19 protein-coding genes, 1 pseudogene and 1 riboswitch are annotated in these 20600 nt (G+C 37.0%); of the genes and pseudogenes, 17 read left to right on the top strand and 3 right to left on the bottom strand.

The genetic code is table 11. From position 1 onward, the window contains the following. Nucleotides 1-30 precede the first annotated feature (30 nt). From J2S08_RS07915 to J2S08_RS07890, 6 genes are all read left to right on the top strand, one after another. On the top strand, nt 31-2367 hold the full coding sequence (locus tag J2S08_RS07915; RefSeq protein ID WP_307228336.1) for a DNA translocase FtsK: 2337 nt from the start codon (nt 31-33) through the stop codon (nt 2365-2367). A gap of 676 nt (nt 2368-3043) precedes the next feature. Continuing rightward, nucleotides 3044-3769: a GntR family transcriptional regulator gene (locus tag J2S08_RS07910; RefSeq protein WP_307228334.1), complete on the top strand. Its 726-nt coding sequence runs from the start codon at nt 3044-3046 to the stop codon at nt 3767-3769. A 55-nt stretch (nt 3770-3824) separates the two neighbouring features. Further along, on the top strand, nt 3825-4916 hold the full coding sequence (locus tag J2S08_RS07905; RefSeq protein ID WP_307228332.1) for a BMP family lipoprotein: 1092 nt from the start codon (nt 3825-3827) through the stop codon (nt 4914-4916). A 318-nt stretch (nt 4917-5234) separates the two neighbouring features. Beyond that, nucleotides 5235-6770, top strand: coding sequence for an ABC transporter ATP-binding protein (locus tag J2S08_RS07900; protein ID WP_307228330.1), 1536 nt, complete (start codon nt 5235-5237; stop codon nt 6768-6770). Next, nucleotides 6763-7806, top strand: coding sequence for an ABC transporter permease (locus tag J2S08_RS07895; RefSeq protein ID WP_307228329.1), 1044 nt, complete (start codon nt 6763-6765; stop codon nt 7804-7806). Before J2S08_RS07900 ends, J2S08_RS07895 begins: the two co-directional genes overlap by 8 nt. Beyond that, complete coding sequence (locus J2S08_RS07890) at nt 7807-8766, top strand: ABC transporter permease (protein ID WP_307228326.1); 960 nt, start codon at nt 7807-7809, stop codon at nt 8764-8766. It abuts the gene before it with no gap. Between the two features lie 814 nt (nt 8767-9580). Here the strand turns inward: J2S08_RS07890 and J2S08_RS22485 are convergent. Continuing rightward, nucleotides 9581-9655, bottom strand: a complete 75-nt coding sequence (locus tag J2S08_RS22485) for a putative holin-like toxin (RefSeq protein ID WP_370875652.1) — start codon at nt 9653-9655, stop codon at nt 9581-9583. Between the two features lie 167 nt (nt 9656-9822). Further along, complete coding sequence (locus J2S08_RS07885) at nt 9823-10167, bottom strand: VOC family protein (RefSeq protein WP_307228325.1); 345 nt, start codon at nt 10165-10167, stop codon at nt 9823-9825. 682 nt (nt 10168-10849) lie between these two features. Between J2S08_RS07885 and J2S08_RS07880 the strand changes: the two are divergent. Continuing rightward, nucleotides 10850-11192, top strand: a pseudogene (locus tag J2S08_RS07880) (zinc ribbon domain-containing protein); the annotation flags it as partial. Further along, nucleotides 11122-11412, top strand: coding sequence for a hypothetical protein (locus J2S08_RS07875; RefSeq protein WP_307228583.1), 291 nt, complete (start codon nt 11122-11124; stop codon nt 11410-11412). The pseudogene J2S08_RS07880 and the gene J2S08_RS07875, both read left to right, overlap by 71 nt. A 219-nt stretch (nt 11413-11631) precedes the next feature. Here the strand turns inward: J2S08_RS07875 and J2S08_RS07870 are convergent, their stop codons facing one another. Beyond that, complete coding sequence (locus J2S08_RS07870; RefSeq protein ID WP_307228323.1) at nt 11632-12171, bottom strand: helix-turn-helix domain-containing protein; 540 nt, start codon at nt 12169-12171, stop codon at nt 11632-11634. 483 nt (nt 12172-12654) lie between these two features. Here J2S08_RS07870 and J2S08_RS07865 point away from each other — a divergent pair, with 483 nt between their 5' ends. From J2S08_RS07865 to J2S08_RS07825, 9 genes are all read left to right on the top strand, one after another. Then, nucleotides 12655-12843 (top strand): PLD nuclease N-terminal domain-containing protein, encoded by a 189-nt coding sequence (locus J2S08_RS07865; protein ID WP_307228321.1) that lies wholly within the window; start codon nt 12655-12657, stop codon nt 12841-12843. Next, nucleotides 12843-13751, top strand: coding sequence for an ABC transporter ATP-binding protein (locus tag J2S08_RS07860; RefSeq protein ID WP_307228319.1), 909 nt, complete (start codon nt 12843-12845; stop codon nt 13749-13751). Before J2S08_RS07865 ends, J2S08_RS07860 begins: the two co-directional genes overlap by 1 nt. Further along, nucleotides 13748-14542 carry an ABC transporter permease gene (locus J2S08_RS07855; protein ID WP_307228317.1) on the top strand — a complete coding sequence of 265 codons (795 nt, stop codon included), beginning with the start codon at nt 13748-13750 and terminating at the stop codon, nt 14540-14542. The genes J2S08_RS07860 and J2S08_RS07855 overlap by 4 nt, the downstream gene beginning before the upstream one ends. Before the next feature lie 347 nt (nt 14543-14889). Continuing rightward, a complete protein-coding gene (gene yfmF, locus J2S08_RS07850) occupies nt 14890-16164 on the top strand; it encodes an EF-P 5-aminopentanol modification-associated protein YfmF (RefSeq protein ID WP_307228315.1) in 1275 nt (424 codons plus the stop codon). Nucleotides 16165-16166: 2 nt separating this feature from the next. Beyond that, nucleotides 16167-17465, top strand: a complete 1299-nt coding sequence (gene yfmH, locus J2S08_RS07845; protein WP_307228314.1) for an EF-P 5-aminopentanol modification-associated protein YfmH — start codon at nt 16167-16169, stop codon at nt 17463-17465. A 142-nt stretch (nt 17466-17607) separates the two neighbouring features. Continuing rightward, nucleotides 17608-17713: riboswitch (TPP riboswitch) on the top strand. A 164-nt stretch (nt 17714-17877) separates the two neighbouring features. Further along, entirely contained in the window at nt 17878-18480 is a 603-nt protein-coding gene (locus J2S08_RS07840) for a thiamine phosphate synthase (RefSeq protein WP_307228312.1), read from the top strand. 91 nt (nt 18481-18571) lie between these two features. Continuing rightward, complete coding sequence (gene thiS, locus J2S08_RS07835; RefSeq protein WP_307228310.1) at nt 18572-18775, top strand: sulfur carrier protein ThiS; 204 nt, start codon at nt 18572-18574, stop codon at nt 18773-18775. Between the two features lies 1 nt (nt 18776). Beyond that, a complete protein-coding gene (locus J2S08_RS07830) occupies nt 18777-19544 on the top strand; it encodes a thiazole synthase (RefSeq protein WP_307228308.1) in 768 nt (255 codons plus the stop codon). Then, nucleotides 19541-20560, top strand: coding sequence for a MoeB/ThiF family adenylyltransferase (locus J2S08_RS07825; RefSeq protein ID WP_307228306.1), 1020 nt, complete (start codon nt 19541-19543; stop codon nt 20558-20560). The genes J2S08_RS07830 and J2S08_RS07825 overlap by 4 nt, the downstream gene beginning before the upstream one ends. Nucleotides 20561-20600: the final 40 nt, after the last annotated feature.

The raw sequence follows: 20600 nt of genomic DNA, 5'->3' as shown, positions 1-20600 counted from the left end.
GCTTTCTTTCATCATAGATGGAAAAAGGTGATGTTGGTGGCGAAAAAAAAGCGTCGCAAACGACGTTCAAAAAAATTAAAGCAATCGCTGCAATATGAACTTGGTGGGATTGTCCTTATAGCAATTAGCTTAATCTCCATTATCCAATTAGGCGCAGTTGGAAAAGGCTTTGTCTATTTTTTTCGTTTTTTCTTTGGAGAATGGTATTTTATCGCGTTTATAGCAATGATCACACTTGCTGGTTATTTCATGGTTAAAAACGAGTGGCCATATTTATTAACACAAAGACTGCTTGGATTTTATTTGCTGCTCATTAGCATTTTGCTATTAAGCCACTTAACACTATTTGAACTGTTAACAAACGATGGAGTGATTAAAAACCCTAGTGTCGTTGCTAATACGTGGGATTTCTTTTGGCAAGATGTCAAAGGGGAAACGTCGACAGTTGATTTAGGCGGCGGCATGGTTGGCGCAGTGTTTTTTGCAGCTTCCTATTTTTTATTTGATGCATTAGGAACGAATATTTTTAGTATTGTACTGATCGTAATTTCTATCGTATTAATAACAGGTAAATCGTTGGGAGCAATCCTAGCGAAATGCAGCAAAAAATTGGCTCATTTTATTAAAGGGCAATGGCTAGCAGCAGGAAAAGAGTTAAATAGTTGGAAGTCTGGCAAAAAGGGTAAACATAAGCAGAAGAAAGCACCAAAAGTTTCAGCTGTACAGGCAGAAGCAAACACGATGGAAGACGAATTAGTGGAAGTTAGTTCCGAGCCGATTATTTCCAATTTTGCTGAAAAAGCATATATTGATGAAGTAGAAATGGAGAATGAAACGATACAAGAAATAGAGCCGCAAATGCAAGCAAAAACAGGAGATTCTACGGTCGAACATGGGGAAGAAATAGTGCCGCCGCTTACTTTTGTAGAGGTAGAAAATAAAGATTATCAATTGCCCCCTATTTCCTTGCTCAATCGTCCGCGAACAACGGATCAAAGCGGAGAATACAGCTCAATTCAAGCCAATGCCCGCAAACTGGAGCGCACTTTTCAAAGCTTTGGTGTCAATGCGAGAATTACACAGGTGCATTTAGGTCCAGCAGTAACGAAATATGAAGTACATCCTGCCGTTGGTGTGAAAGTGAGTAAAATAGTAAGTTTAAGCGACGACATCGCCTTGGCTTTGGCAGCAAAAGATATTCGTATGGAAGCTCCTATTCCAGGAAAATCAGCAATCGGTATTGAAGTGCCAAATACAGAGGTGGCAGTCGTATCTTTGCGTGAAGTATTGGATGCTAAAGAAAAAAATAATCCAGAGGCAAAGCTTCAAATTGGTTTAGGCAGAGATATAACTGGGGAAGCTGTGCTGGCAGAATTAAATAAGATGCCTCATTTGCTCGTTGCTGGTGCAACGGGAAGCGGTAAAAGTGTTTGTGTGAACGGTATTATTACAAGTATTTTAATGCGTGCAAAACCACATGAAGTAAAAATGATGATGATAGACCCAAAAATGGTTGAATTGAATGTTTATAATGGTGTACCGCATCTGCTTGCTCCAGTGGTTACGAATCCGAAAAAAGCTTCGCAGGCATTGCAAAAAGTCGTTGGAGAAATGGAACGGCGCTATGATCTCTTTTCTCATACGGGAACGAGAAATATTGAAGGCTATAATGAATATATAAAAAAGCATAACGCTGAACAAGATGACAAGCAGCCTTTGCTGCCATTTATCGTTGTTATTGTCGATGAATTAGCAGATTTAATGATGGTAGCATCGAGTGATGTAGAAGATTCTATTACACGATTAGCACAAATGGCACGGGCGGCAGGTATTCACTTAATCATTGCCACTCAGCGTCCTTCAGTCGATGTCATTACAGGAGTGATTAAAGCGAACATTCCATCACGAATCGCTTTTGCTGTTTCTTCGACTACTGATTCCCGTACAATCTTGGATATGGGAGGGGCAGAAAAGCTGCTCGGAAGAGGAGACATGCTCTTTCTTCCTGTTGGCTCCTCAAAGCCTGTTCGCATCCAAGGAGCTTTCTTATCAGATGAAGAAGTTGAAGAAGTTGTCAACTTTGTAATTGGCCAACAAAAAGCACAGTACCATGAAGAAATGATCCCTGATGACATTCAAGAAACAACAGAGATGGTTGATGACGAATTGTATGAAGATGCCGTCCAATTAATCGCTGACATGCAAACAGCTTCTGTTTCAATGCTACAAAGAAGATTCCGGATAGGATATACAAGGGCAGCAAGGCTAATTGATGCGATGGAAGTAAATGGTATTGTCGGTCCGTATGAAGGCAGCAAGCCGCGTAAAGTATTAATTCAAAAACCAACGGAAGAACAAAGCTCATAAATTATTGTATTGTCTTTTGCAGGAAATGGAACGATGTAAGTGAATATCAAACAAGGTTTGGAAGGTCTAAATCAACTTTAAAACCTTCGAATTTAAAACAATTAAAAATGACTTTCTATTAAAGACCTTTCATGAGTTCACTGAACTTTTGAAAGGTCTTTTTGATATTTTTGGGAAATAAATTTAATATAGTTTTATTAATTGTGATTTAATTACAAAAAAATTGACGATTGTATGCGAAAGATTCACAATTCACTCTTTCATTAACAATTACAATCTTGGTTGCTCTACAATAAACATCGAAAATCCATTTAGCTCCAATTTTTTATTTAGGAAAAGCGACACTTTTAGCATTTTATCATAATCTTACCTTAGTAAGCTTCCTCACACATAATAATTTGAATACCTGAATGATTCTATGTCATAATCCCTTAAATTGCTGTTATGACCAAATAAAATATCTACAATAGAGAGAAAAGTATTAAAGCAGGAATCGTTCGATTAGCAAAAAAATTTGATTGTTCGAGTCTTTCAGATAATAACTTTTGCTAATAAGGCTTCATTCAAGGAAGTTTCACTTTATTAATTCATAAAAAAATGATATAGTAATCTCGATTAGTAGGAGTTTTTTACATCAGAGGTCTGATGTCTTTAGAGGATGGTGGGTGAAAATTCTATGACGATTAAGGCAGATAACCGACATTTATATTTACAAGTAATGGATCGTATTAAACAAGACATTTCCTTAGGAATCTACAAGGAAAAGGAGAGATTGCCTTCGGAGTTTGAATGGGCAAAGCAGCTAGGCGTCAGTAGAGCAACACTGCGTGAAGCGCTTCGTGTCTTAGAAGAAGAAAACGTTATCATCCGTCGGCATGGAGTAGGAACATTTGTTAGTCCTAAACCTTTGTTTACCTCAGGGATAGAACAACTAAATAGTGTTACCTATATGATAAAACAAGCAGGGATGGAGCCGGGCACCATTTTATTAAACTCATCGACATTGCGTCCTACAGAAGCAGATCGCAATCGATTTTCTTGCCAGAGTGATGAAGAAATTGTGGCAATTGAAAGAGTTAGAACCGCAAATGGGAACCCGGTTGTTTATTGTATGGATAAATTGCTAGGGAAATATGTACCTAGAAATTTTACACATGAAGATGTTTCGCTTTTTAGTATGCTAGAAAAAGAAGGGACGTGTAAAATAACACATGCAGTAGCTGAGATCATTCCAATTGGCTATCATAACAAAATTTCACCTCTTTTGGATTGTGCTCCTGAAACGGCTTTACTCGTATTAAAGCAGCTTCACTTCAATGAAGAGGACAAGCCCATTCTCTACTCTGTAAATTATTTCAAAGCTGATGTATTTTGCTTTCAAGTATTAAGAAAGCGTGTATAACTTGGCCTAGAAAGGAATTCCTACTAAATCATGAAAATTTTAGGGGGTACAAAAAGTGAAAAAGCGTAAATTTGGTTTGGCGCTCTCACTAGTATTGGCCGCAGGTACAATATTAGGTGCATGTGGTGCAAGCAATGATAACAAAAAGGAAAACGCTGGAGATACAGGTAAAAAGGACGATGAGACATTTACTGTCGCGATGATTACAGATATTGGCGGAGTTGATGACAAGTCTTTTAACCAATCCGCTTGGGAAGGAATCAAAGAGTTCGGTGAAGAAAATGGCCTTGAACAAGGAACGAAAGGTTATGATTATTTACAATCAAAATCAGAAGCTGACTATAAAACAAATTTAAACACAGCTGTGAAAAATGACTTTGATCTGATTTATGGAATTGGTTATGCGCTTAAAGAATCACTCGAAGAAATAGCTGAACAACGCAAAGATACTCATTTTGCGATTGTGGATGAATTAATTGAAGGGAAAGACAATGTTGTTAGTATTAATTTTAAAGACCACGAAGGCTCTTTCCTTGTTGGTGTTGTTGCAGCTATGATGACAAAAACGGATAAGATTGGTTTTGTCGGTGGTGTAGAAGGCGAGGTCATTAATCGTTTCGCAGGTGGTTTCCAAGCCGGTGTAAAAGCAGTTAATCCTGATGCAGAGCTGCAAATAGAGTTCGCAGGCAGCTTTGGAGATGCAGGAAAAGGACAATCGATCGCTGCCGCTATGTATAACTCTGGAGTAGATATTATTTTCCAAGCTGCTGGTGGTACTGGAAATGGCGTATTTACAGAAGCTAAAAACTTGAAAAAGAAAGATCCAAATAAAGAAGTATGGGTCATTGGCGTTGATCGTGACCAAGCAGAAGAAGGCAATGTAGAAGTTGATGGAGAAACATACAATGTCACTCTCACTTCTAATATTAAACGCATTGATATTGCTGTCAAAGACCTTGCTGAAAAAGCAAAAAATGGTAATTACCCTGGTGGAGAGCAGCTTAAATACGGACTTGAAGAAAATGCTGTAGGATTATCATCTTCACAGGAACATCTTCCTGAAGATGTCCTGAAAGCTGTGGAAGAGTGGAAAGAAAAAATATTAAATGGTGAAGTAGAAGTACCCGAAGTTCCAACAAAGGAATGACAGAGTGGTAAGCCGGTATAATACCGGCTTATCTTATGAGTAATGTTAAATAGCTTCTTCTTTTATGACTATCCTTTTCTTCTCCTAAACATGTTAGATTCTTTTTGTCCAATTTGGTCCAAAAATGATTTTTTCGACATTTAATAGACGCTTGAATAGGTCTTGGTGTAAGAAACGAAGCTCTAGATTAAACCCGATGTGAGTCACTCTAGTGATAGGTAGCCGCTTGATTTCGGTCAGTGGGGGATAATGGGAGTTTCACTTTATGGCGTAACGCAAACAGTTTGAATAACCTTTTTAAACAAGGAGTTGATTACGGTGGACTGTGTAATTGAGATGCTCAATATAAGAAAAGAATTCCCTGGTATAGTTGCAAATGATAATGTCACCTTACAGTTAAAAAGAGGGGAAATCCACGCTCTCCTAGGTGAAAACGGTGCAGGCAAATCAACATTAATGAATGTACTTTTCGGACTCTATCAGCCAGAAAGAGGAGAAATCCTTGTAAATGGAAAATCCGTTAAGATTACCAGTCCTAATATTGCTAATGATTTAGGAATCGGGATGGTTCACCAACATTTTATGCTCGTTGATAAATTTACAGTGACAGAAAATATTATTTTAGGCAAAGAACCTAAAAAATTTGGGATCATTGAAAAGCGTAAAGCAGCGGAAGATGTTAGAAAAATATCTGAAAAATATGGACTAAAGGTTGACCCTTACGCAAAAATTCAAGATATTTCTGTTGGCATGCAGCAGCGTGTTGAAATTTTGAAAATACTATATCGGGGCGCAAATATTTTAATTTTTGATGAACCAACAGCAGCACTAACCCCTCAAGAAATTAAAGAACTAGGTCAAATTATGGAAGTGCTAAGAAAAGAAGGTAAATCGATCATTCTCATTACCCATAAGCTAAAAGAAATTATGGAAATGTGTGACCGGGTTACGGTTATCCGTAAAGGAAAAGGGATTGGTACAGTTAATGTTGCTGAAACAAATCCTGATGAATTAGCAAAACTAATGGTTGGACGTGATGTCATTTTTACAACCAAAAAAGGTAAAGCAAATCCTCTGCACAATGTATTGGAAATTGAAAATCTAGTTGTAAAAGACGTTCGCGGTATTCAAGCTGTCCGAGGTTTAAATTTAACGGTTCGTGCCGGTGAAATTGTCGGAATTGCAGGCATTGATGGAAACGGTCAGACTGAATTGATCGAAGCAATTACTGGTTTATCGAAAGCTGTTGAAGGAAAAATCAAGCTTAACGGAAAGGAAATCCAAAATAAAAAACCAAGAAAAATAACAGAGGCAGGAATCGGCCACATCCCCCAAGATCGCCATAAGCATGGGTTGGTGCTTGATTTTCCTATTGGAGAAAACATTGTTTTACAAACTTACTACCAACAGCCTTATTCAAAGCGTGGTATTTTAAATGATCAAGCTATATATAAACACGCCAATAAATTGATTAAAGAGTTTGATGTTCGAACTGCGAGTGAATATGCTTTGGCACGATCTTTATCTGGTGGGAACCAACAAAAAGCAATTATTGCTCGTGAAGTAGATAGGAACCCAGATCTGCTCATTGCTGCTCAGCCGACTCGTGGGCTTGATGTTGGAGCAATTGAATTTATTCATAATCGCCTAATAGAACAGCGTGATAATGGAAAAGCAGTTTTGCTCATTTCTTTTGAATTGGATGAAATCTTAGATGTTAGTGATAGGATTGCAGTCATTTATGAAGGCGAAATTGTAGCGATTGTAGATCCTAAGTCAACGAATGACCAAGAGCTTGGTTTGTTAATGGCTGGATCTAAGCGTAAGGAAACGGGGGAAGCAAGCAATGTCTAATAGACTAATAAATGTTATGATCCCGATTATTGCTATTATTTTAGGATTATTATGTGGCGCGATTATGATGCTCGTCAGTGGGTATAACCCTGTTTCTGGATATAGTGCGCTTTGGAACGGTGCAATGGGCGATGCTTTTTATTTTGGAGAAACCATTCGGCAAATGACCCCTTACATTTTTGCAGGTTTGGCAGTGGCTTTTGCCTTTCGGACAGGTCTGTTCAATATTGGAGTAGAAGGACAATTGCTTGTTGGTTGGGTTGCTGCTGTATGGGTTGGTTTATCTTTTGATTTGCCAAAAGTGATCCATTTGCCATTTGCGATTATTGTAGCAGCAATTGTTGGAGCAGCTTGGGGATTTCTCCCTGGGCTATTAAAAGCACGCCTTCGTGTCCACGAAGTAATTGTGACGATTATGATGAATTATATTGCTTTGCATACGACAAATTATTTAGTTCGAAACGTGTTATCAGATCAGAAAGATACAACCCCTAGAGTGAGTGAAAGTGCGACATTAAAATCACCATTGTTGGAACAGCTAACAGATTACTCAAGTCTTCACTATGGAATTTTTCTTGCACTCGTTGCGGCCGTGATGATGTGGTTTATTATCGAAAAATCAACATTAGGTTATGAATTAAGATCCGTTGGATTTAATCAACATGCGTCACAATATGCTGGTATGAGTGTTAGTAAAAATATTATCCTCTCCATGGTTATTTCAGGTGCCTTTGCAGGTATTGGCGGTGCGATGGAAGCGCTTGGTACATTTGGGTATGCTTTTCAGCACGCTACTTTTTCTGGGATCGGATTTGATGGAATCGCAGTAGCGCTACTCGGCGCTAATACCGCTATCGGTGTCATCTTAGCAGCATTTTTATTTGGTGGATTGAAGGTAGGAGCATTAAATATGCCACTCGAATCCGGAGTGCCAAACGAACTTGTAGATATTGTCATTGCTTTAATTATCTTCTTCATTGCGTCTAGCTATATGGTTAAATGGCTAATAGGCCGTTTCAAAAAGGGGGTGAAATAAGTGGATTTAACGACAACATTAGCGATCATTGTATCTTCTTCACTGATCATGGCAGCTCCACTTATATTCACTGCATTGGGAGGGGTTTTTTCCGAGCGATCTGGTATTGTTAATATCGGTTTGGAAGGATTAATGGTAATTGGTGCATTTACAGCGATTATTTTTAACCTTACCTTTGCTTCTTCATTGGGAAATGCAACACCTTGGATTGCCCTTCTTATTGCGATGGTAATCGGTGGATTGTTTGCGCTCATTCATGCGCTTGCCTCCATCACTTTCCAAGCTAATCAAGTAGTGAGTGGTGTAGCGATTAACTTTTTAGCATTGGGCTTGTCACTTTTCCTTGTCAAAAAATTGTATGGAAAAGGACAAACAGATATGATTCAACAAAACTTCGGTAAAGTCGATATTCCAGTGCTTCATAAGATACCTGTTGTTGGTGATATTTTTTTCTCTAACACATCTTATCCTGCATTCATTGCGATTTTCACCGCTTTTGTTGTCTGGTTTATTATTTTTAAAACACCATTTGGCCTGAGACTTCGTTCCGTTGGAGAGCACCCGATGGCAGCAGATACAATGGGAATCAATGTAACGAAAATGCGATACATTGGCGTTATTTTATCTGGTGTGTTCGGAGGTCTTGGCGGGGCTGTCTATGCACAGGCGATTACATTAGACTTTAGCCATTCGACGATCACAGGCCAAGGTTTTATGGCGCTTGCCGCAATGATTTTCGGAAAATGGCATCCACTTGGAGCGATGGGGGCAGCGTTATTTTTTGGCTTTGCTCAAAGCTTAAGCATCGTTGGCTCCAGCATTCCATTGTTGAAAAGTGTACCACCCGTCATTTTACTCATTGCTCCTTATGCATTAACGATTCTTGCATTAGCAGGTTTCATTGGCCGGGCAGATTCGCCGAAAGAATTAGGAAACCCATATATCAAAGGAAAACGCTAGAAGCAAGCTTAGCAACCCTCGCCGTCATAGCGAGGGTTGTCTTCATTTTTTGTGATGCTTAGATTTCTTTCTAATTCGATGATGATTTTATTTACATTAACCAAAATGGCACAAAATAAATAAATGAAGCTGGACGCCTGCTTTAGTTTTTCGGAATTTCATTTGTAATTTGTTAAATTGAGTAGAAGCGTACTTGATTCAATGATCTTGAGTGGTATAACGCTTTTCCTCTGAGGTTATTAGTACTTTGAATGATCTGATTAAATTACTGTAACGCTAGTGACAATAATCATGGTTTTTATATTTGTGTTATAGGTGGTGTTATCTTGAAAAAAGACATGATAAAAGTGATATCTGTTTTTGGTATAGGTTCTATTTAGTTTTATTGGTTCCTTTTCTCTTTAATTATTTTTTATAGAAAGACTGTCCCTCAAAAAAATAAGACAAAGCGATTTCTTGTCCATTTACGTGAAACAATGAATAAAGAAAGGAATAAATCAACGTTGGAAGGAAGGTTGTTTCCTTTGAAAAAACCTCTGTTAAAAATAAGAACCATTTTTCTCGAAAGATGTGATATTTTGTGAAATTTAAACTTGCTTTAGGGTGAGTAGTTCACAAAATTATTAATTAAGAAGTTGAATTATTTCTAAAAACCGTTGTATAATATTAATAACAAGGTTAATAATAAAAAGGCTACCAGTGTCGGCACACTGATAGCCATGTAATAGACAGATTCCCTACAAGGGGGATCGACTGATTTTAGCGTATATATTTAAAATATCCACCCAAAATGAGTCGTTACCTCAGGGGTGGATTATTTTTTGTCTTTTATGACTATGACGAGCATTGCAAAGGCAATCATTAAAGAAATAGACTCGTAGACAGTCATCATAAGCACCCCCTTCCTTCTTAGGGAGTGCCGATCCACCCATGAGACATCTATCTATTGACATTTATTATAGCACATTTTCCCAACAGCATATATTTAAGCATCCTTAAGTATCCGTCAAACTTCTCTCAATATGATCTTGAATTACCGCGTTCGCGTGTTACAATCTATTCCCAAAAACAAACTTGCAATCTATTGTTATCCAAGTCATAAAAATCAAAAAAGCTATTTACTCCATCAATTTGTAATTCACTTACATTTAAGCCCAGTTCCTCTAGTTTCTTATATGTTTGCTTAATATCTTTGGTAAAAAATATAGGATAAGTACTATTTTCCTGGGAGGCTGTATCCCCCTCCTCAATAGTTAAAGGCACTCCACTATTTCCAATACTTAAAACTCGATAACCTTCACCCCTAAATGTTTCTTTAAATCCTAAAAACTCTTGATACCAAGTACTTGATTCTTCAACATCATTGACTTTTATACATATAGTGTCAATTCTTTCAATCATATTAATGTCACTCCCTACAGATTTCCAAAATGATGTACTTGTATATCCAAATAAAGCAATTAACACCCTATTTTTTGGGAATTGCTTTTTATTCCGTATGGATGAAGATACTTTGAAACAGTTTTACAATGTTCTCTCCAAATTCAATTATTCATTTTACAGAATCCTTTCATTTTATATGTATCATTTTCCCCACTAAGGATTTCATCATAGTTCAAAGTATAACGCTCCCATAGGGCGAGACACAGGAACGTGATAAATAAGTTATAATGGTGCCATGAAAAGGAGAAATCACCATAATAATTCCGAATTGCCCATTCAACAATAATCTGGTTTTGGAAACGTATATGAATTATTCTACACTCCTGTTATTTACAGAGTGGATGGTGAGTTGTTTCATCACCATCATTGCTCTCCTTTCCATTACTTTAATTATCCCTGTTTTTTTCAGCTTGTTTACAACTTCAATTAAATTGAATTTACCTCCTCAAATTAAAACAAATTTTAGACAATTATTCAAGTAGTGAATTTTCATGATTAAGAAAGATTTATTCTGTAGATGCCAATTGGGAAGTATATAAAGGCTTAACGACAGGGTTCTTGCTCTAGACCGCAAAGTTTGCTTAAAAAGGTTCTGCTAGTTTACTACAGGCGGTACTTTTGTAGAAACAATCAACAGTACATAGCGAATCAACGCAATGATTTTCTTCATAAAATAAGTAATGAAGTCACAAACGAAAACCAAGTGATTGTGATTGAAGACTTGAAAGTGAAGCATATGCTAAAAAATCATAAACTAGCCAAAGCAGTCAGCGAAGTATCTTCAGAGAATATCTTGACTACAAAGCAGAGTGGAAAGATCGTGATTTGATCATCGCTCCTAAAAACGATGCAAGGAGTTAATTATGTTCTGAATGTGACTACCAAAATAAAGAAGAAAAAACCTAAATCTTCATGAGTGGACTTATCCACAATGTAATAGCCATCACAATAGAGACATTGCGAATAAAGCTTTATTTTGTTAATGAGGCAGGTGAACGATTATCAAATGAAAATATCATTATTGCAGATAGCCGTTCATCAAAATCTGAAGATCGGACTTATCGAGAAAAGTTTATCTTTAAATCGATTACCTACGATAAACGTGCAACGTATTATCTCGTACTAGAAGATGAGGAAGAAACAGGAGGAAATATTTATGAAAAAATTTCATTTTCAATCGATATAAGTCATACTAGCTTTTAATTAATAAATGAAGTGAGGACTAGAACTAAAATTTTGTCTTCTAGTTGGGCAACATACTGTTCTTTAGGAACAAATAGATTTTCTTTTTTAATATAGGAGCCGTCAGCTCTATTGATCATTTATAACGGTCAATAGAGCTGACGGCTCTTTCTTTTCGTATTATCTCCAACAAAAATAACGACAATTGGTCTGGTTCCTAACATTATGGAAGGGCATTGATTAATCCTTTTTTTCGATTTTCTGTGGAATGATGATGGTAGAAAGGGTTCTTAGTTTTCGTCCTTCAGTCGGTTTATTTTTAATTCTTGTTTTAATAAGTTCATTGTATTCCGTTTGAAATTCACTAAATTCATGATCCGTTAAATACAAATTCGCCATTGCATAAGTAGCTTGATCTGATTTGTTTTCGTTATTATTTAAATAATTTTCATATTCAACATGGTTCATCATCAGGAACTTTAGGAAAAAAAGTAATTTTTCCTCTTTTGACATTTTGTCCAAATCTGACGCTGTTAAGGAGACTTTGTTTATATTTAACGCATAAACACTTTCAATGTTCCCCCTTACTTTATGTTCTTTAACCACATACAAAACGCCTTTTTCTAATAACGTTTGGATATGTCTATATAAGGTAGCTTGGGGAACGTCACCTATCTCTTTAAATAACTGCATCGATGTTAGTTCATCATAAATAGTTAAAGTTCTAATAATTTTCAAACGAACAGGATGAAATATAATATCAAAAGTATTGTCAGACAATGTAATCCCCTCTCAATTAGGTGTTATAAACGTTAGAAGTTAATAACAACATTATCATAAATGATAATGTATTTCCTCTACGATTTCAAGTATATTTTCCAAGAGAAACCATTTCATAGAGTTCTTTTAGCCATTTCTTTTTGATCGTCTCTATCCATTCATGAGTTTTTTATCCCACATCTAACTGGCAGTAAGAGAAATTGAAGAATGTTAGTTTTAATAGAGAGTGACTTCTTTCTGATCTTCATATCTTGCTCCTTTTCTAATAAAGTTCTATTGGTTCTAGGACTTACAAATCATACGAAGAAAAAGCGTTATCCTTTTTAATTTAAAATTTACTTGGGGAGAAGAAAAACTCGCTATTGTACAAAGTGTCACTACATCCTTGACATTATATATAAATACTATTATCATTAATGATAATCAAAAGTGATAATGGAAAACTAAAAATAAATAAATGAATGTAGAGGAGGAATAAGTAATATGGAGTTTAATTGGCAATTACTCATACCATTTATTATGATTCAATTTATTCTTATGACCATTGCATTATTTGATCTTTTTAAGAAACAGCCTCATAAAGAATCAAAATGGGTTTGGGTATTTATCATTGTCGTTATTAATATATTTGGGCCTGTCATGTATTTCATTATAGGAAGGAGAAACAACTAGTGACACTGCTGCGCGTACAACATTTATCGAAAAGTTTTAGTAAAAACTTTGCAGTTCAAGACGTTAACTTTACATTGAATGAAGGAGAATGCGGCGCTTTATTAGGTCCGAATGGTGCTGGAAAATCAACGACATTAAAAATGTTAACGGGGATTTTAACTCCTTCCCAAGGGGAAATCATGTTTTACGGAAAAAAGAGTGGAGATTTTCGTCATCTTATTGGTTACCTTCCCCAAGAGCCAAAGATGCATCCTTGGATGACTGGGAGAGAAGCATTAAGGTTTATGGGGCAATTGTCGCATATGGAAAAACGAGATCTAGATGATCGTGTAGAAGAGTTGCTTTCTCTTTTAGGAATAAAAAAAGCAGCTAATCGTCATGTGAGTACTTACTCAGGAGGGATGAAGCAGCGGTTGGGCATCGCTCAGGCGATCATTCATAGACCTAAGCTAGTCATCATGGATGAACCTGTTTCTGCCTTAGATCCAATAGGAAGACGTGAAATGCTTGACTTACTAAAGAGTATTAAACAGGAAACAACGATTTTATTTTCTACACATATTTTACATGATGTAAAAGAACTAAGTGATAGGGTATTTATCATTAATCAGGGTCAAGTTGTTGTCAACAGTACTTTCAATCAACTCATTGCTGACCATCAACAGCCAGTTTTCTTCATTGAGGCAGAACGGAACATTGACCAATGGACGAAGTCACTTCAGAGCAAATCCGAGACAATTGAGGCAACAGAAGCTTTAGGAAATCAGGCTAGAATTAGAGTTAATGATATTGCAAAAGCGAGAAAAGAACTGTTAATGATGATTGAACGAGACGAGATACCTCTACAAAGGTTTGAGATTATGCAAACAACCTTAGAGGAAATATTTTTAAAGATGGTGAAACAATGAAGCAATGGTGGGTATTATTTAAAAAGGAATGGTTAGAGTTACTAAGAAGTTATAAAATCTTCTGGCTGCCAATTGTTTTTATCCTATTAGGTTTATCCCAGCCAATTGTCCTTTATTATTTATCTGATATTTTACAAATGTACGGTGATTTGCCGGCTGAGTCGGTTATTTCGATACCTAATCAGTCAAGTGTCGAAGTTTTATCTGCGACGATATCAGGACAGTTTGACCAAATTGGTTTACTTATTCTAGTTTTAGGATTAATGGGGATGGTTGCTGCAGAAAGAAACAGCGGTATTATGAGCCTTATACTCGTAAGACCCGTATCCTATTCTCATTACATTACGTCAAAATGGGCAGCTGCATGTTTCATTACTGTCATCTCATTATTTCTTGGTTATACCGGAGCAACGTATTATACGACTATATTGTTCGGTAAAGTAGCAATATTTGAATGTATCACTTCATTTTTACTCTTTGCTCTATGGTTTGTATTTGTAGCTACATTAACACTATTCTTCAGTACGTTATTTAAAAACACATCAATTGTGGCTGCATTATCAATGGTTATTCTCATTGCCTTGAAATTTTTAACATCGTTTATTCCGAAATGGATGTATTGGAGTCCAGCTCGTTTAGTTGAACATGGCATTTATATTCTACAAACAGGAAGTGTCGGAGAGTACTTTATTATAAATATAGTATCCGCCGTTTTAATCATCATCATCATTTTAGCTATGACCGTCTTTTATTTAAAACAAGTAGTTTTGCAAAAATCGGAAGCGTCATGAAGTAAATAAAATTGGCTGGATTAGTATTTGCAAAAGAGAAGCATATTGAAGAGTTATGTAAGCAGAACATTGAATTCTTCTAATAATGAGGATTTATCCTCTTTATTGGAAGAATTTTGTTTTTGCATTTACATGTTTAACCGGTGATAAAAATGATAAACCTCGCTTTTCTTTATTACTAACGTTGCTTATATCTTACGAAAAAAACCTTCTTTTCTTATAAACATAAGACAAAAGTTGAATTTGCACGAAGGAAACATGTATAGTTAAAATGAAATGACTATAAACTAGGAAGAAGCAAAATTGGACTCAATATTTGAACACAGATTGAGAAGGAGGAAGATTTGATGACAACGATAGTAGAGAAAGTCATTCCCCAAAAAGGGTATCGTTTACATATGATAAAAACAGCAAAATACAAAACAAATACAATTGTTTGGAAAATGAAGGCGCCGCTTGCGAAAGAAACAGTGACACTTCGGGCGCTGTTGCCGAATGTATTGCAAAGCAGTACTAAAGCCTATCCGACAACGACAAAGCTTCGGGCGTTTTTAGATGATTTGTATGGTGCTCATTTTTTTGCTGATGTCGGTAAAAAAGGCGAGCACCATATCATGTCTTTCTCAGTGGAAATAGCAAATGAAAAATTTCTCAAAGACGCTTCGCCGTTGCTTCAAAAAGGATTGGATTTTTTACGGGAAGTCATTTTGCATCCTAACAGTGAAGAAAACGCTTTTGATGCTGAAACAGTGGAGAAGGAAAAACGCACATTAAAGCAGCGCTTACAATCTATTTATGATGATAAAATGCGCTATTCCAGTGTTCGTCTTGTCGAAGAAATGTGTGCTGATGAGCCTTACGCACTACAGGAAAATGGGTTGCTGGACAAAATAGATGACATCACCCCGCAGTCGCTTTTTACTTATTTCCAGCAGGCATTAAATGAAGATGAACTTGATCTTTATATAATCGGTGATGTCGATGAGAAGGAAGTAGAAGCATTTTGCAAGGAATTCCAATTTTCCGAGCGGAAAGCCTATCCACAAACAGAGCTTAGAAAACGAGATGTCAAAGAAGTAAAAAATGTAACAGACCACCAGGATGTGAAGCAGGGGAAATTGAATATTGGCTATCGAACGCATATCCAATACGGAGATAAGGATTATTTTTCGCTGCAAGTGTTTAATGGGATTTTTGGAGGCTTTTCTCATTCAAAGCTATTTATTAACGTTCGTGAAAAAGCAAGCCTTGCTTATTATGCAGCAAGTCGTTTGGAAAGCCACCACGGCTTAATGATGGTTATGTCTGGAATTGAAACAACAAATTATGAAAAGGCGGTTGACATTATTCACGCTCAAATGGATGCGATGAAGAATGGTGATTTTACGGATAAGGAGATCGAGCAAACGAAAGCAGTCATTCAGAACCAACTTCTTGAAACAATGGACACTGCCCGCGGATCCATCGAAGTGCTATACCATAAAGTTATTGCTAAACAAGAGATCAGTATGGATGAATGGTTGAACCGCATCCAACAAGTAACTCACGATGAGATTGTAGCAGTAGCTCAAAAAATTGAATTGGATACGATCTACTTTTTAACTGGAATGGAGGGGGAATGAACATGAAAGAAGTACAATTTGAACAATTACAAGAAACATTATTTTATGAAAAAATGGAAAATGGACTAGAAGTGTATATCTTACCAAAACGCGGAATTAACAAAACATTTGCGACCTTTACAACGAAATACGGATCGATTGACAATGAGTTCATTCCTCTTGGCAAAGATGATTTTATTCACGTTCCTGATGGCATCGCTCATTTCCTTGAGCACAAATTATTTGAGAAGGAAGACGGAGATGTTTTTCAACAGTTTAGCCAACAAGGGGCATCTGCGAATGCATTCACGTCCTTTACAAGAACTGCCTATCTATTTTCAAGTACCACGAACGTAGAGAAAAATTTAACGACACTTATTGATTTTGCTCAGGAGCCATATTTTACTGAAAAAACAGTTGAAAAAGAAAAAGGCATTATTGGGCAAGAAATCACCATGTATGATGACAATCCAGACTGGCGTTTATATTTTGGCACAATCGAAAATATGTATCACCATCATCCAGTGAAAATAGATATAGCTGGTACAATTGAATCGATTGCTCCAATTACGAAAGATCATCTGTATGAGTGCTATCATACTTTCTATCACCCAAGCAATATGCTTTTGTTTGTGGTTGGGCCGGTAGATCCAGAGGAAACAATGAAGTTGATTCGCGATAATCAAGCGGCAAAACATTTTCATGATCGGCCCGATATTCAAAGAAGATTTGAAGAGGAGCCAGATGAAGTTGCTGAAAAGAAACAAGTCGTACCAATGCATGTACAGACGCCGAAATGCTCAGTTGGGGTAAAAGCAACTGAGGTGAATATGAGCGGAAAAGAGATGTTAAAACAAGAACTGTCCATCAATGTACTTCTTGATATGCTATTTGGTAAAAGTGCAGAGCCTTACTTTGACCTATACAGAGAAGGATTGATTGATGAATCGTTTTTCTTTGATTATACTCAGGAATCAGGCTTTGGTTTCGGCATGGTCGGGAGTGATAGCAATCAGCCTGATGTTTTGGCAGAAAGGCTTCAGAAAATTTTGCTGGAAGCTGCTGAAGGAAAGCATTTATCAGAAGCAGGGCTGGAGCGAACGAAGAAAAAGAAAATTGGCGCCTTTTTAAGGGCGATGAATTCCCCTGAATATATTGCCAATCAATTCACTCGTTATGCTTTTAACAACATGCATTTATTTGATGTTGTTCCGACATTGGAGGAAATAAACTTTCAAGACATTCAAAACGTTGCCGCTTCTTTTTTAAAAGCAGAGCAGATGACTGTTTGCCAGATTGTGCCTAAGAATGCCAAGGTGTAATTAGGGATGTAACTAAATAATGAAGAACCTTCTCTTTTTGTGATAAAAGGGAAAGTTCTTCATATGATCACTTAAATTTTCGTTCCATTTCGTTGTTCAATAAACAAAACAATGGTATAATGACTTTTAACTACATATTTTGTAATCACACTAGGGGTGTCTTGCCAAAAGACTGAGATAGATTTTTTCTAAACCCTTTGAACCTGATCTTAGTTTATACTAGCGTAGGGAAGTGGATTGTTCATGATGGGTTTTATCATGTATTTATCTACCACTCTTTACGCTAAGGGTGGTTTTTTTCTTTGTCTGCATGGCACCTATGTGAAAAGAAAAATTGAAAAAAGAAAGGAGATGTAGGCAATTGGGTGAATATTTAAATAAGTTAATAGTGATTTTCACCCTAAAATCATAAATGAGAAAAGAACTTCATATTATTTCAGATGGCAAAAGAGATTTTCCTCGTTTACTGCGTATCTCTGAGGAGATGAATGAATATGCTGCTGCCATTCATATCCGTGAAAAAGAGGCAACTGCTTTTCAGCTCTATTCAATTGTGAAGGATATGCAGGCAAGAGGAATTCCACTTTGTAAAATCTATATGAATGATCGTTTGGATGTAGCTAAAGTAACAGGAGTACACGGTGTGCAACTCAAGCACCATAGCCTTCCTGTTGAAGAAGTGAAGCGGCATTTTTCCTCATGCCGCATCGGAAAATCGATTCATTCATTAGAGGAAGCAAAAAAAGCAGAGCAGCAAGGTGCTGATTATTTACTTTTTGGCCATATTTTTGCTACTGCTTCAAAAAAAGGAAAAAAACCAGTAGGATTAAGTGGATTGGAATCAGTTGCAGCAGCAGTGGAGATTCCAGTTATTGCAATCGGCGGCATTACCATTGAAACAGTGAATGATGTAATCGAAGCAGGTGCAGATGGGATTGCCGTCATGTCTGGTATATGGGATGCGGACAATCCAGTAGAGGCAGTCCGTGCTTATCATAACAAATTGAAGCTATAATAAACTATTTTGCAATCTTACTATCATAAAAATAAAGACTGCTTTTTGCTCTAAATCTTAAAAACTTTAAAAAAATACAGGAGGTGAGAAGATGCAAATTACAATAAACGGGGATGAAATGGAAATAGCGAAAGATGTTCTAACAGTCCAAGATTTACTCGTCTCGTTTCAATTGCATAATAAAGGTGCAATTGTGGAACTAAATCAAGAAATACTCCATAAAAAAGAATATGAAACGCGTCGTTTAACAAATAAAGACAGGATAGAAATTGTGCATTTTGTAGGAGGCGGTTAAGTTGTTAAAAATAGGAACCCATCAGTTTTCTTCAAGACTTATGTTAGGAACGGGGAAATTTCCCAACTTTGAGGTTCAAAAAGAAGCAGTAAAAAAATCAGGTACAGAAATTTTGACATTTGCTGTGCGCAGAATGAATATTTATGATGCAGAACAACCCAATTTTTTAGAAGAGCTGGAAGTAGAAGACTATACGCTGCTTCCTAATACAGCTGGGGCAAAAAATGCTGAAGAGGCAGTTAGGATTGCCAAGCTTGCGAGAGCTTCAGGTTTATGCGACATGATTAAAGTAGAAGTGATTGGTGATGACAAAACGCTGCTTCCTGATCCGCTTGAAACATTGAAAGCATCTGAAATGCTATTAGCAGAAGGGTTTATCGTATTGCCTTATACATCAGATGATGTGCTCTTGGCGAAAAAACTCGAAGATTTAGGTGTACATGCCATTATGCCAGGTGCATCACCGATTGGTTCAGGACAAGGAATCGTAAATCCATTAAATTTAAGCTTTATTATTGAACAAGCATCGATTCCCGTTATAGTCGATGCTGGCATTGGTTCACCGTCAGACGCTGCGATTGCAATGGAGATGGGGGCTGACGGAGTATTGTTAAACAGTGCTGTTTCGGGTGCAAAAGACCCTGTAAAAATGGCGCTCGCAATGAAGTTAGCAGTCGAAGCGGGAAGATATGGCTATGAAGCAGGCCGTATTCCTAAAAAAAGGTATGCGACAGCCAGCAGTCCGATAGAAGGTTTGAGCTTATCGTGAAGACGAGATATTCTAGACAAGCGTTGTTTTATGGCATACAAGAAACAGGCCAAAAAAAGTTATCTCATAAACATGTGTTAATTGTTGGTGCTGGCGCATTAGGAACCGGAAATGCAGAAATTCTTGCCCGTGCAGGTGTAGGGAAAATATCGATTGTTGATCGCGATTATGTCGAGTGGAGCAATCTTCAGCGCCAGCAGCTATTCGGCGAAGATGAAGCAGAAAATCGAACACCTAAAGCAGCAGCAGTCAAGGAACGATTACAACAAATAAATTCTGGTATTCAAGTAGCATCGCATATTTTAGATGCTGGGATTGAAGAAATGCAATTCCTTGTGAAAGGGGTTGACTTAATCATTGATGCAACAGATAATTTTGAGACACGCATGTTGATCAATGACATCTCTCAGTATGCAGGCATCCCTTGGATTTTTGGCGCTTGTGTGGGCAGCTACGGTTTAACTTATACGGTTATCCCTTCAAAAACGCCATGCTTGCAATGCTTGCTTGAATCAGTTCCAATTGGAGCTGCAACCTGTGATACAGCTGGTATCATTGCACCGACAGTACAAATGGTCGTTTCTTACCAAACTTCTGAAGCATTAAAGCTATTAGTAGAGGCAAATGATAAGATGCGTAAGACACTTGTTTCTTTTGACTTATGGAAAAATCAACATTCAGCTATCGTGGTGGACAAGCTGAAAAGAACTGATTGTCCATCATGTGGCGATAAGGCAACTCATCCATTTTTACAAAAAGAAAATCAAACGAGAACAGCTGTTTTATGTGGGAGAGACACTGTTCAGATTAGACCTCCAAAGAAACAAGAGCGAAATCTAGATGTATTAGCAGAAAGATTTATACAAATTGGTGGGAAAGTCATGCAAAACCCTTATCTTGTTTCTTTTACACAAGGAAAGATTCGGTTAGTTGTTTTTAAAGATGGCCGGGTACTTGTGCATGGGACGAAAGATGTTCGCGAGGCAAAAAGCTTATACGATCGTTTCGTTAGTTGACATTAGAAATAAGATGTAGTCTACAGAAAGTGGAGGTGCT

This window comes from Bacillus chungangensis (assembly GCF_030812995.1).
GTDB classification, from domain to species: Bacteria; Bacillota; Bacilli; order Bacillales; family Bacillaceae_C; genus Bacillus_CF; species Bacillus_CF chungangensis.
The sequence above is the reverse complement of the archived record's forward strand: the minus strand, read 5'-3'. Positions and strand labels throughout refer to the sequence as shown.

Excerpts from the sequence above, each read along its gene's own strand:
- J2S08_RS07885 (WP_307228325.1), bottom strand. The coding sequence starts at position 10,167 with ATGATTGAAAGAATTGACACTATATGTATAAAAGTCAATGATGTTGAA.
- J2S08_RS07865 (WP_307228321.1), top strand. The coding sequence starts at position 12,655 with ATGGAGTTTAATTGGCAATTACTCATACCATTTATTATGATTCAATTT.
- J2S08_RS07840 (WP_307228312.1), top strand. The coding sequence starts at position 17,878 with ATGAGAAAAGAACTTCATATTATTTCAGATGGCAAAAGAGATTTTCCT.
- yfmH (WP_307228314.1), top strand. The coding sequence starts at position 16,167 with ATGAAAGAAGTACAATTTGAACAATTACAAGAAACATTATTTTATGAA.
- J2S08_RS07895 (WP_307228329.1), top strand. The coding sequence starts at position 6,763 with ATGTCTAATAGACTAATAAATGTTATGATCCCGATTATTGCTATTATT.
- J2S08_RS07875 (WP_307228583.1), top strand. The coding sequence starts at position 11,122 with ATGAGTGGACTTATCCACAATGTAATAGCCATCACAATAGAGACATTG.
- J2S08_RS07855 (WP_307228317.1), top strand. The coding sequence starts at position 13,748 with ATGAAGCAATGGTGGGTATTATTTAAAAAGGAATGGTTAGAGTTACTA.
- J2S08_RS07910 (WP_307228334.1), top strand. The coding sequence starts at position 3,044 with ATGACGATTAAGGCAGATAACCGACATTTATATTTACAAGTAATGGAT.
- yfmF (WP_307228315.1), top strand. The coding sequence starts at position 14,890 with ATGACAACGATAGTAGAGAAAGTCATTCCCCAAAAAGGGTATCGTTTA.
- J2S08_RS07915 (WP_307228336.1), top strand. The coding sequence starts at position 31 with ATGTTGGTGGCGAAAAAAAAGCGTCGCAAACGACGTTCAAAAAAATTA.
- thiS (WP_307228310.1), top strand. The coding sequence starts at position 18,572 with ATGCAAATTACAATAAACGGGGATGAAATGGAAATAGCGAAAGATGTT.